The sequence below is a fragment of the Variovorax sp. 10N432 genome, from assembly GCF_056394465.1.
Map to the genome: position 1 here is coordinate 75,056 of NZ_JBFTHX010000005.1, position 12,137 is coordinate 87,192.

The following is a 12,137-nucleotide window of genomic DNA, read 5'->3' on the forward strand; positions in this document are numbered from 1 at the left end:
GTCTTCTTTCTCGACCCTACTGCGCCATCGAATCGCGGACTGACGCATACCCAACTGCAGTCGCCAGCACGTGATGCTTGTCTTGGGCCTGGAGAATCTCGTCGGCGACTGCGCGGAAGGCACCTTGTCCACCTGCAAGCGACAAAGTCCGCGATGCTGCCTGTTGCACATACAGCGGGGCATCGGCCACCGCGAATGAGATGCCGCACACGGCAAACGCCGGCAAATCAATGCTGTCGTCGCCGATGCAAGCCGTCTGCTCGGCCACTGCCCCTGCCTGCTTCATCAGCGCAAGACAGGCCTCGGCCTTGTCCTTCACTCCGAACATCGCGAACGAGACGCCCAGATCGCTGACGCGCCTGCGAAGGGCGTTGGAGTCCCGGCCCGAGAGGACCGCCACCTTGACGCCGCAGGATTCCAGCATGCGCATTCCCAAGCCATCGCGGACGTGGAAGCGTTTGAAGGATTCACCCGACGCGTCGTAGTAGATGCCGCCATCTGTCAGCACGCCATCCACGTCGGTGATCACAAGTCGAACGCCTGCGAGCGAGTTCGGGCATGTGCTCGCCGGTTTGCACGCCCCGCTGCCAGCCATCAAAGCGCGGACTTCTTCGAGACCTTCCGGCGTATCCACACCCGGCCCCGTCGGCTCGACTTGAAAGGCGCGAATGCGCAATCCCGCGGCCAGCAGTCGCAGTTGCTCCAACTTCTCGGCTTGCTCGAGCATCGGCGGTGACAACTTGGAATAGGCTGCCAGCACTTCTCGCCGATAGGCGTAGACGCCCACGTGTTTGAAGTGTTCGTAGTCGGCGCTGCTGTCGTCGCGTACGTAGGGGATCGGTGCGCGGCTGAAATACAAGGCATCGCCGTTGTCTGCCAGCACCACCTTGACTTGATTGGGGTCCTTTGCTTCTTCCGCCAGCATACGGTGGCACAACGTGCCAACCACTACGGACGTGTCGCGCCACATGCCGCGGGCAAGCGCATGAAGGTCCGCTGGACGAACCAATGGCTCATCACCTTGCAGATTGATGTAGAGATCCGCTTCCACCGAGGCCATGACTTCGACGAGCCTGTCCGTACCTGAAGCATGGTAAGGAGAGGTCATGACACTGCGTCCTCCGAATGCCGCGACAGCATCGACGATGCGTTGGTCATCCGTTGCAACCACGACCGCATCGACATCAGGCACCTCCAGCGCACGTTCGTAGACGTGCTGAACCATCGGTTTTCCCAGGATGTCGACCAGCGGCTTTCCCGGCAGCCGAGTCGAACCGTAGCGCGCCGGGATCACGATCGCCAAGCGCCCCTTCGCCTGCTCATGCGCGGCCATCGTGCTCATGAAATGTGCAGCTTCGGAAACGACTTGACCAAATCGTCGAGCGATTTGATTTGAGACAGGAAGGGTTCCAGCAGATCGAGCGGCAATGCGCTCGGTCCATCGCATTTCGCGGCACTTGGATCCGGATGCGCTTCCAAGAACAACCCCGCCAGGCCGACAGCCATCCCGGCACGGGCCAGATCGACGACCTGCTCGCGCCGCCCACCTGAGGCCGCGCCCATCGCGTCCCGTTGCTGAAGCGAGTGAGTGACGTCGAAGATGATCGGCAGGTCGCTGCAAGTCTTCTTCATGACACCGAAGCCCAACATGTCGACGACGAGGTTGTCATAGCCGAAGCAGGTTCCGCGGTCGCACAGAATCAATCGATCATTGCCGGCCTCCCTGAACTTCTCCACGATATTCAGAACCTGTGTAGGGCTGAGGAACTGAGGCTTCTTGATATTGATCGCTCGCCCTGTTTTTGCCATCGCGACGACCAAGTCTGTCTGGCGAGCCAAAAACGCCGGCAACTGAAGGACATCGACGACTTCAGCCACCAGGGTCGCCTGCCAAGGACGTGCACATCTGTGACGACCGGCACTCCGAACTCATCCTTGACGGCTTCGAAAATGCGCAGCCCTTTCTCCAGGCCAGGTCCACGATAAGAATGGATAGAGGATCGATTCGCCTTGTCAAAACTCGCCTTGAAAATGTAGGGAATTTTCAGCTTTTCCGTAACGCGCACGTACTCAGCACAAACTCGCTTGGCAAGATCGGCAGATTCGAGCACATTGACGCCGCCAAACAAGGCAAAGGAACGGTCATTTCCAACTGAAAAGCCACCAAGATTAATAGATTGAGAATTCATAAATTATCATCCAAGCAGCTTTCTTTCCCATCTGACCCCTTTTCGAACAACCCGAGCCGGAACGCCAGCATAAACACAGTTTTCCAGCTCTCCTCCATTCGAAACAAGCGATCCCATCCCGACAACGCAGCCATTGCCTATTCGAGCGCCCTTGACGATCATGGCGCGCGCCCCAACCCAGACATCGTCGCCGACGTCAATGTTCTCGGCAGGATTTACTCGGCAATTCGACTCAACATCGTAGATCGCATGACTGTCGGTGGACCGAATTTCCAGCCCCCAACTCAACATGCAGTCGCTACCGATCTTTATCGCAGTCGACTCTCCGCAAATGATGTTGACCCCACCAATCGTGGTTCTGGAACCGATCTTCAGAGAATTTCCCGACGATATTTTCATTATTATCTTTCCTGAAAATCTGACATTTTCAGATAAATGAATCGAATTTCCATCACTCTCGATCAGGATCGACATTTTTGAGAGAACACATCCGCGACCAATCTTTATAGAATTCCCCACCCCTCGGATCACGACTTCCAAGTCACTGACGTCGACTGCATCATCAATTGAGAGAAAATTTCCACCTGAGAGCTCAAGAACTCGAAACTTATTATTCACACGACCAGCCGATCTTTTCGAAAACACCGCCAACCTCCAAGGTGAAATTTTCTATCTCAATTCAACTTGATTGAGTTTCCAACGTTTCTCACGGAGAAGAATTTGGAATCCCTCAGGAACATAATTGGATTCTGCCTTAGCTTCTTGAATTTTCTCGACCAACTTGACCGTCGCAGCACGTCCTGAGGCGGGTTCGCCTTTTCTAGATTTTCGTGTGCAACAGTGAGCTGCAAACGCCCCTTATTTTCAACCTGTCGCTCTAGCAACCGATTTGATGCCAAATCGTCTTTTCTTATCTCGGGTTTCTTCGGCATCGGAGCGCCAGCAATCCCCCCATCGGGACGGCGATATCGATCAAATAAAACGGAATCATGTCCGACCTGAACGGATTTGCGCAACTCTAAGTTCAGTTCTTCGCAACCCGGAATTCTTATGGTTTTGTAATTAATTTCTGTCGTTGCCGTCATGAAAGAGCCATCTTTCCACGGCACCTTTCTTGTCTTGAACTCCGCAAAAGAATAGAACTCGAAGATCAAATAGTGAAGAAACTTTATGATCATCTCCTTGTTCGGTCGAAAAACGGCCAATGCATTGAAAACTTCATGGCTGCTACAAACTTGGCGGGCGATTTCTTCGTGGCCATAGAAGGCCGTTCCTGCATACAGGACGGGTTTTTCGTACATCAACCCAACCAGGCCTACCCCTGAATTGATCAACAAAATAGCGCTGGAAGACTCGACCAAGTCGTTGATATTTCCATCGTTTATAAGAACGACGGATGGCAAATCAGGCGATACGACTTCTAATGGATGCCGCTTTGCTACAACCACCCAGTCGGGAGGTAGATTTTCGGCGACGTCCCGAACGAGATTGAGAAAATTTTCATAGCTTTCTATAGGGCCTGACAGATGACTGATCACGGTATCAGACGGCCTCTGAAGCGGGACGAAAAGTATTTTTACTCCTGCTCGGAGGCCGAGCTTTTTCCTGAGAGCCGCGGATCCGATCCTTTCTGGTTGATCTTCTAGATCATCTCCCTCTTCTTTGAAAATTTTGACGTATTCACTGGTCTTTGCAATCGCCTCATCATCGATCAACCCAAGCCATCGAGAGGTCGCATAGCTGGAGCTTTCGCCATTGAATCCATTTTCATCAAAAAATACGGATCCAGGCAATGCGCCACGCTCGCAGACGATGAAGGGTTTTTTTCTCAGCTTCACCGCCTCGTAGATAGCCAGCATACTGTCATTGGCGTAGGGATTATGAAACACGACTCGATCTATATTTCTTTGGTCGAGAAATTCAAAGAATGCATCAGGAGTGAATGCACCTTCATCGACATGAATCAATTCCCCAAATGCAGGAGCAACCCAGCGGTTGTACACCCAGGGATTATTTCGAAAAATCACTGATCGCCCCCGCTCAGCCTGCGGGAGCGGCAATGGCTCTTCTCGCCTGCTTCCGAATGCACGCATCTTGCTCTCGAATATTTTTCTATTTCTTTCCTTTGCCTTGATATACCGGCCGCTTTCGTCGACAGGATGCCAGGCGTGAAACATGATCATGCCCTTTTGAAAAGTCAGATCGCCATAAAGTCTGTATATTGACTTCCACCCTCGATATTCGGATACTTTTTGGAAATTCTTGTAGTCCAACATGAATTCATCCGGCAGCGGAAATTTTCTGCCACGCCGTATCGATCGACATGTAAACTCAAGATCCTCATAACCCCATCCCTCGAACTCCGGATCATTGCCCCCACAAGAAAGATAGTAGCGACGATCCCAAACAGTTACAGAAGTGCCAGTCGAGAATTTTTCGACTCTGGAGCGATCGTTATCCAAAAGAGCTTGAATATATTTGCTCTTCCTCAATTCAGCCGGAGTTTCAAAATATTCAGTCGTAGCCTCCTTGGTCAGATAGATCACTCCGAACATAAGAAAGCGTTCAGCGGCCTGATTCAACCCCTGAATTTCGATCTCATTCAACGCGTCACGATAAAAACCAGGATAGGGCAAGAGATCAAGGTCCTGGAATAAAACATACTTGCTCATCGCGTGCTGCACGGCAAAATTCCTCGCACGGCCAGCCGAGAATATTTGCAACTCGCTTTCGATTCTCAAATATTCAAATCCGAGTCGCTCGCATTCCCCCATGATTGCCAAGGCCTCGTTCAAATGCGAGCCATCGTCAACGACCAGAAATTTCACCGATTTTGGAATCATCATGTCCTGCATGACGAACGAAAGTCGATGAATCGCATCCTTTCTGTCAGAAGATGCACGGATCGGAATAATCACTGTCAGCATGGATGTATTATTTTTCGAAATAGTTTCTTTTTTCATTTCAATTTTTTGCACTCGGCTTTTTTTTCAATCAAAGCCCAACCACCACCCGCGCACTCACCGCAATCTGATAAACGATCTGGAACATCTCCTTCCAGAACTGCCTCTTCTTGTCATCCACCTTCGGCAGCACCATCACCTGGTCACCGGGCCGAACAGGCAGGCTGCTGCCCGTTTCCGTCTGGTCAAAACTGCCATCGCGGCGTGCGATCACCAGACGCGTGACATCAGCGCTCTGCGTATAGCCACCAGCACGGTCGATGTAGTCCTTGAGCGTCAGCGTGTTCTGATAGACCACGGCATTCGGGAACAGCACCTCGCCGCTCACCAGCACCAGTCCGTCGCGGGTCGGGACGCGCAACACGTCGCCGTTCTCCAGCAGCAGGTCGTCGCGCTCTTTCGCCTGAGAAATGACGACCTGGCCCAGGGGCTCGATCTTCTTGGCGCGATCGATCCATTGCAGCGTCAATTCGGCCTCGGTCTTGCGCAGCAGCGCCTCCCCCTCGGACCCACTGCGCGCAGTCAGCAACGCGCTCTCCAGGCTGTGCAGCGACGTCGCCAGCATCTCCTTCTGACGCTGCTTCACGCTCTGGCGGAACAGCTGCACGCTCTGGCCTTCCGAGCGCTCGTTCAACTCGACCTGCTGCATCAAGGTGCCCAGGCGCGTGCCGTAAGGCAGGACGTATTCCTGTGCGCTCATGTGCTCGCCTTCGACGCGCACGCTGATCGTCCCGGGCTTCTTGTCGGCCGTGAATTCGAGCTCGTCGCCGCCCTGCAGCCGGACGTCGCGCGCCTGGTCGAGCGGAAAGTACTCAGTGTTGCGCGTGGTGCCGGTGTTGCGAACCACGCGCACGTGGGTTGCCTGCGGGTTGGGCTTGGCCATGTGCGCCAGGTCGTCCACGGTCGGCTTCACGGCATTGGCGAATTCGAAGCGCTTGGCGCTTTCCACCAATCCCGTCACCTTCACCATGCTCTGGCGCGGTCCGACAAAAATGACGTCGCCGGTCCCCAACTGGTTCAGCGGCATGCTGCCGCTCAAGAGAAAGTCGTACAGGTTGACCGTCGCCCGCACCTGCGCCCCGCGCTTGACCTGAACGTTCAAGAAGGAACCACGCTCGGGATCGATGCCGCCGGCCTGATCGAGGAAGTGCAGCAGGCTGTCCATGCTGGTGCCGCTGTACAGGCCCGGGCGATACACATAACCGCCGACGAACACGCGCACCGGCTGCGCCGCCGCCAGGCTCGCATAGCTGTTGACGTTGGCGCGGAACACGCGCCGCACCGCGGCCGCCACCACCCCCTGCAACTCCTGGTTGCGAACACCGCGCACGCTGACCGGGCCCACGTGCGGCAGGAAGACGTTGCCCTGGGGATCCACCGTGAGCGGCGCGTCGAACTCGAACGCACCCCACAGCCGCACCTGCAGGCTGTCGCCGCTGGCAATGAGGTAGTCGGGGTTGAACTGGGTCGCGCCCGCATTGGCAAAAGCGCCGGTGAAGAGCTGGGCACCGAACACGTCGCTCTGCAGGTTGGCGCGGTAGTCCAAGCCTTGCGGCGCGGTGGGTACCACCTGGGGGATCGGGGCCGACGGGCCGCCCAACCCCGTGGCCGGCGGGGCCTGGCGCAAGGGGGCGAGCGCGCCCTGCCCGCTCGCCGGGTCAGCGGCATTCCGGATGGCCGCGTCATAGGGCGACGCGTTGGCATCCAGGCCCTGAGCCGAAGCCACACCCAGGGACGAGCACGAAATCGCCACAGCCGAAGCCAGACAACAGAACTTGCGCAGGAGAGTCATGAAACTGGGGATCCGCGGATGTCGCCGGGATTCATCGTCGAAAGAAGGCGAGCGACTCCGGCAACGGATGCGAGTGCACCGGAAGCCGCTCAAACAAAATGAAAGTGGACGGATGCCGCGCGCTGACCTGATTCGAGTGAACGGGTCGCCGAGCAGCCGCTGGATGTCGCGGGATCGCACCCCCCGCGTCAATGCTCAATGAAGCTGCGATGGACCACTGATGATGGCTTGCGCCATTGGCCAGCAACCTTGGCAGTGGCAGACCGGAAAGAGGTCGGCGTTCATGCAAATTCCGGCGCTTTTGTTCTCACTCATAAGGGGCTAAATTATGTTTATTCATGAGCACCCGTATATCGGCCGTGCGCCATTGGCGAGCGCGCAATGTCTTCAATTAGCACGGAAATTTCCCACTTTCTTCGCTTGAAAATGTAGGCCCCCGCCGAAAGGCACATGAGAATATTCTCAGAAGGCCCTGGGGTGCCAGGCGCTCAAAGCGCGCGATCGGCGATCGCCGGCGATCCGCGTGCCCAGGGTCGCAGCAGCCGCCAACCAGGCGGGTATAGTCATCCGACCCCCCGACACGATCCCCATAGATTCAACGACTTGCAATGAAGCTGGCCACCTGGAACGTCAACTCCCTCACCGCCCGCCTGCAGCACGTCCTCGACTGGCTGGCCGCCAATCCGGTCGATGTCCTGTGCCTGCAAGAACTCAAGATGAGCGACGACAAGTTTCCGCTTGAGGTGCTCAAGGACGCTGGCTACGATTCGGCCGTGTTCGGCCAGAAAACCTACAACGGGGTCGCGATCCTGAGCCGCGCGCCGGTTCGCGACGTCCTGAAGAACATCGGCGGTTTCGCCGACGATCATTCACGCGTCATCAGCGGCACGCTCGACACGCCGGCCGGCGCGCTGCGCATCGTCAATGGCTACTTCGTCAACGGCCAGGCGCCCGACAGCGAGAAGTTCKTCTACAAGATGAAGTGGCTCGACGGCCTGCACGACTGGCTGCGCCAGGAACTGGTGGCCCATCCGAACCTGGTCCTGCTCGGCGATTTCAACGTCGCCCCCGAAGACCGCGACAGCTACGACCCGGTCGGCCTCGCCGGGACGATCCACCACACGCCCCAGGAGCGCGCGCATTTCAACGCGCTGCTGCAACTTGGCCTGGCGGACAGCTTCCGGCTCTTCGAGCAGCCGCCCAAGAGCTACTCCTGGTGGGACTACCGCATGCTCGGCTACCAGAAGAACCGCGGACTGCGCATCGACCATGTCCTGGTCAGCCAGCCGCTGGTGCCACGCGTCAAGAGCTGCGTGATCGATCGCGTGCCGCGCAAATGGGAAAAGCCCAGCGACCACGCGCCGGTGATCATGGAGCTGGCCCCATGAAGAACCCGCTTGCGCTCACCACGCTCGCGCTGCTGCTCGGACTTTCGGGCTGCAGCGTGTTGAAGCCGGAAGCGACGACAGCCGCCGCGCCGGCCGCAGCGCCCGATACCGCAGCATCCTCGACCGAGGCCTCCCCCTCGCGACTGATCACGGCCCAGACACCGGCCGTGAAGGCCTACCGCAAGGTCGGCGCGGCGGCCATCTACAAGAAGTACCCGCAGCGCATCTACAAGGGCAAGATTCCGCCGCTGGTCTATGCCGTGGTGGTGACCGAGACCGACGTCGATGCCGACGGCCGAGTCAAAGGCGTTTACTTCTCCCGCACGCCCAGCCACGCGCCCGAGGTGAGCGGCATGATCGCCGAGCTGATCAAGGGCGCGTCGCCGTTGCCCAGCCCGGGCAAGATCGGCGCTCACACCTATGTCGACACCTGGCTGTGGGACAAGAGCGGCCAGTTCCAGCTAGACACGCTGACCCTGGGCCAGCGCAATCGCTAGCAACGGCTCACCCCCGAAGCGCCTGCGGCGCCTCCCCCTCCGGGGGCGATACCTGCGGCCCGGCAAAGCCGGCTCCGCGGTATCCCTGGCATTGGCTGCATCCGCATCAACGCCCTGAGGCGAAGCTCGGCTGCATTCTTACTCCAGCCCCAATTCCTGGATCTTGCGGGTGATGGTGTTGCGGCCGATGCCGAGCTTCTGGGCCGCCTCGATGCGGCGGCCCCTCGTGCTGGCCAGCGCCGTCAGGATCAGCCGCGACTCGAAGCGGCGCGACAGCGCGTCCCAGACATCCGTGCGGCCCGCCGCCAGCATGCTCTGGGCTTCAAGCTCCAGGCCGCTCTCCCACGCCAGCGAGGCGCCTGCCGCCGCCGGCACACCCGCGGCGGCAGGCGCCGCAACGGCCGTCGACGCGGGCATCCCCAGCGGCTCGCGCTCGGCCGCCACCGGCGCGGCCACCGCATGCGGCTCAGCGGCCGGGGCGATCGCCATCACTTCGGGCGGCAGGTCCTTGGCCTCGATCAACTGCGCCGGCGCCATCACGGTCAGCCAGTGGCAGATGTTCTCGAGCTGGCGAACGTTGCCCGGAAAACCGAAGGTCGCCAGCTGCGCCAGCGCCGCATCGGAGATGCGCTTCGGCTCGACGCCGAGCTGCTTGGCGCTCTGCTGCAGGAAATGCCGCGTCAGCGCCGGCACGTCCTCGCCGCGCTCGCGCAGCGCCGGCAGCCGCAGCCGGATCACGTTGAGCCGGTGGAACAGGTCTTCGCGGAAGCCGCCGAGCTTCACGCGCTGTTCGAGGTCCTGGTGGGTCGCCGCGATCACCCGCACGTTGGCCTTGACCGAGTTGTGGCCGCCGACGCGATAGAAATGCCCATCGCTCAGGACGCGCAGCAGGCGCGTCTGCAGGTCGAAGGGCATGTCGCCGATCTCGTCGAGAAACAGCGTGCCGCCTTCGGCCTGTTCGAAACGGCCGCGGCGCATGGTCTGGGCGCCGGTGAAGGCGCCGCGCTCGTGGCCGAACAGCTCGCTCTCGAGCAGGTCCTTCGGGATCGCGGCCGTGTTGATGGCGACGAACGGGCCGCTCGCGCGCGGCGAATGCTTGTGCAGCGCCCGCGCCACCAGTTCCTTGCCCGAGCCCGATTCGCCGGTGATCAACACCGTGACATTGCTTTGCGACAGCCGGCCGATGGCACGGAACACGTCCTGCATCGCCGGCGCCTGCCCGAGCATCTCGGGCGCGGCCGCCATGCGCTCCTCGGCCACTTCCTCGCGCTGGCTTTCGTCGACCGCGCGGCGGATCAGTTCGACCGCGCGCGGCAGATCGAAAGGCTTCGGCAGGTATTCGAAGGCGCCGCCCTGGAAGGCCGAGACGGCGCTATCGAGGTCGGAGAAGGCCGTCATGATGATCACCGGCAGGCCAGGATGCTTGGCCTTGATCTTGTCGAGCAGGTCGAGCCCCGAGCCACCGGGCATGCGGATGTCGCTGACCAGGACCTGCGGGCCCTGGGTCTCGTCGTCGGCGGCCGCGTCGAGGGCGGCAAGAACCTCGCGCGGATTGGTGAAGCTACGGGTCGGCAGGTCTTCGCGCAGCAGCGCTTTTTCCAGCACGAAGCGGATTGATTGATCATCATCCACTATCCAGATCGGCTTCATGCAGCTCCTTGTTGCTTGGCTGCTAGGGCAGCGGTATCAGTATCTTGAAATCGGTCCGTCCCGGGACGCTGTCGCACTCGATCACGCCGTGATGCTGTTGCACAAAAGTTTGCGCAAGCGTCAATCCCAAGCCTGTCCCGCCATCCCTGCCCGACACCAGCGGGTAAAAAATGCGGTCCTTGATCGCGTCCGGCACGCCCGGTCCGTTGTCGATGACATGCAATTCCAGTGCCAGTCGATACCACTGCTTATTGAAGATAACCTGACGCGCGATGCGGGTCTTGAAAGTGATCTGCGCATCGCCCGCGGCACGCCGCTCGGCCAGGGCCTGGGCGGCGTTGTGGACAATGTTGAGCGTGGCCTGGATCAGCTGCTCGCGATCGCCGCGAAACTCGGGAATCGAGACGTCGAAGTCGCGCTCGATGTGGAGGTCGCGCGGAAACTCCGCCAGGATCACCGAACGCACCCGCTCGCAGACCTCGTGGATGTTGACGTCGCCCACCACGTGCGGCCGGCGGTGTGGCGCCAGCAGCCGGTCGACCAGCGTCTGCAGCCGGTCGGCCTCGTGGATGATGACCTGCGTGTACTCGATCAGGTCGCGCGACTCGACCTCCATCTGCAGCAGTTGCGCGGCGCCGCGAATGCCGCCGAGCGGATTCTTGATCTCGTGCGCGAGATTGCGGATCAGCTCCTTGTTGGCCTGCGCCTGGTCGAGCAGCCGCTCCTCGCGGTCCTGCCGCGCCTGCTGCTCGAGCGGCGACATCTCGATGATCAGCTCGCCCGCCTTGTCGCTCTGGGCCAGCGTCACCAGCACCGGCATCAGTTCGTGGTTGACGCGGCGCAGCAAGGCCTCGTAGCGCAGCGTCGCGAAGTCGTTGCTGCGGGCGCCGTCGATGGCGGTGCGCAGCACCTGAGGCTCCTGGAAGCAGGCCCCGAACTGCGAGCCCTCGAGCGTGCGGCGCGAGGTGCCGAGCGCGTCCTCGAGGCCCGCGTTCGCGAACAGCACCGAGCCGTCGACCCGCACCACCGCGATCAGCGTCGACAGCAGGTCGAAGGCCTGGAAACGCTTGCCCGGTCCAGCCGATTTACCAAAGGCCATCCGGTCAGCGATTGACCGCGGGCAGGCGGCCGATCTCGCGTTGAAGGCCGGCGATGTCGCTCTCGTTGCGGGCGATCTCGGCCTTCATCTCGGCCACGCGGTCGAGATACTTCTGGTAGTTCTTGCTTTCGCTGCCCTGCTTCTCGGGCTCGCCGTTGTTGTAGTCCCTGAGCAGCTGGGTTTGCCGCTCCTGGGCCTTGCGCAGTTCGGCCTCCAGCACCGAGCGGGCCTCGCCGTCGCGCGCACGCTGGTCGGCGCCTTCGACCCGCGGGCTGCCGGCCGGCGCGCGCACCGCGGTCCCGCCGGCGGCCGGCGCGGCCGAGGCGACCGGCCGGGTGCCCTGAACGATGGTCAGGTTGCCGCCTTCCATGATCTTGCAGCCGCGCTGCTGGGCGACGGTCGCGTTGTTGGTGTATTCGTTGCCGCAGCGCCAGACGCGCTCTTGCTGCGCCTGGGCCTGCAAAGGCACGCCGGCCGCCGCCACGGTGGTCAGCAGGAGAACGGAGAGAGTCTTCATGGTCTTGGGTGTAGTGCGCCGCAAGTCGGCATTTTCATGCAA

At 60.0% G+C, this 12,137-nt stretch carries 9 protein-coding genes and 1 pseudogene; 2 read left to right on the plus strand and 8 right to left on the minus strand.

Going from position 1 to position 12,137, the window contains the following annotated elements; all coding sequences use genetic code 11:
- Positions 1-16: 16 nt before the first annotated feature.
- From kdsB to AC1DF3_RS08035, 5 genes and pseudogenes are all read right to left on the minus strand, one after another.
- Positions 17-1,342: a 3-deoxy-manno-octulosonate cytidylyltransferase gene (gene kdsB / locus AC1DF3_RS08015; protein ID WP_478139309.1), complete on the minus strand. Its 1,326-nt coding sequence runs from the start codon at positions 1,340-1,342 to the stop codon at positions 17-19.
- Positions 1,339-2,189: pseudogene (gene kdsA / locus AC1DF3_RS08020) on the minus strand (3-deoxy-8-phosphooctulonate synthase). Before kdsA ends, kdsB begins: the two are co-directional and overlap by 4 nt.
- 6 nt (positions 2,190-2,195) lie before the next feature.
- Positions 2,196-2,807, minus strand: coding sequence for an acyltransferase (locus tag AC1DF3_RS08025; RefSeq protein ID WP_478139310.1), 612 nt, complete (start codon positions 2,805-2,807; stop codon positions 2,196-2,198).
- Positions 2,808-2,863: 56 nt separating this feature from the next.
- A complete protein-coding gene (locus tag AC1DF3_RS08030) occupies positions 2,864-5,116 on the minus strand; it encodes a capsular polysaccharide export protein, LipB/KpsS family (protein ID WP_478139311.1) in 2,253 nt (750 codons plus the stop codon).
- Between the two features lie 67 nt (positions 5,117-5,183).
- Positions 5,184-6,944: a polysaccharide biosynthesis/export family protein gene (locus AC1DF3_RS08035; protein WP_286535612.1), complete on the minus strand. Its 1,761-nt coding sequence runs from the start codon at positions 6,942-6,944 to the stop codon at positions 5,184-5,186.
- Positions 6,945-7,552: 608 nt separating this feature from the next.
- Here AC1DF3_RS08035 and xth point away from each other — a divergent pair.
- Both xth and AC1DF3_RS08045 read left to right on the plus strand, forming a co-directional pair.
- On the plus strand, positions 7,553-8,332 hold the full coding sequence (xth, locus tag AC1DF3_RS08040) for an exodeoxyribonuclease III (RefSeq protein WP_478139312.1): 780 nt from the start codon (positions 7,553-7,555) through the stop codon (positions 8,330-8,332).
- A complete protein-coding gene (locus tag AC1DF3_RS08045) occupies positions 8,329-8,829 on the plus strand; it encodes a hypothetical protein (protein WP_286535609.1) in 501 nt (166 codons plus the stop codon). The genes xth and AC1DF3_RS08045 overlap by 4 nt, the downstream gene beginning before the upstream one ends.
- A 138-nt stretch (positions 8,830-8,967) precedes the next feature.
- Here the strand turns inward: AC1DF3_RS08045 and ntrC are convergent, their stop codons facing one another.
- Genes ntrC through AC1DF3_RS08060 form a run of 3 tightly spaced genes read right to left on the minus strand, consistent with a single transcriptional unit; the run spans position 8,968 to position 12,095 of the window.
- Positions 8,968-10,479, minus strand: a complete 1,512-nt coding sequence (gene ntrC / locus AC1DF3_RS08050; RefSeq protein ID WP_478139313.1) for a nitrogen regulation protein NR(I) — start codon at positions 10,477-10,479, stop codon at positions 8,968-8,970.
- 22 nt (positions 10,480-10,501) lie between these two features.
- On the minus strand, positions 10,502-11,578 hold the full coding sequence (gene glnL / locus AC1DF3_RS08055; protein ID WP_286535605.1) for a nitrogen regulation protein NR(II): 1,077 nt from the start codon (positions 11,576-11,578) through the stop codon (positions 10,502-10,504).
- A gap of 4 nt (positions 11,579-11,582) precedes the next feature.
- Entirely contained in the window at positions 11,583-12,095 is a 513-nt protein-coding gene (locus AC1DF3_RS08060; RefSeq protein WP_286535604.1) for a hypothetical protein, read from the minus strand.
- Positions 12,096-12,137: the final 42 nt, after the last annotated feature.

Bases quoted from the DNA above. Each gene is read 5' to 3' on its own strand.
- ntrC (WP_478139313.1), bottom strand. From the start codon at position 10,479: ATGAAGCCGATCTGGATAGTGGATGATGATCAATCAATCCGCTTCGTG.
- AC1DF3_RS08030 (WP_478139311.1), bottom strand. From the start codon at position 5,116: ATGCTGACAGTGATTATTCCGATCCGTGCATCTTCTGACAGAAAGGAT.
- AC1DF3_RS08035 (WP_286535612.1), bottom strand. From the start codon at position 6,944: ATGACTCTCCTGCGCAAGTTCTGTTGTCTGGCTTCGGCTGTGGCGATT.
- kdsB (WP_478139309.1), bottom strand. From the start codon at position 1,342: ATGAGCACGATGGCCGCGCATGAGCAGGCGAAGGGGCGCTTGGCGATC.
- AC1DF3_RS08060 (WP_286535604.1), bottom strand. From the start codon at position 12,095: ATGAAGACTCTCTCCGTTCTCCTGCTGACCACCGTGGCGGCGGCCGGC.
- AC1DF3_RS08045 (WP_286535609.1), top strand. From the start codon at position 8,329: ATGAAGAACCCGCTTGCGCTCACCACGCTCGCGCTGCTGCTCGGACTT.
- glnL (WP_286535605.1), bottom strand. From the start codon at position 11,578: ATGGCCTTTGGTAAATCGGCTGGACCGGGCAAGCGTTTCCAGGCCTTC.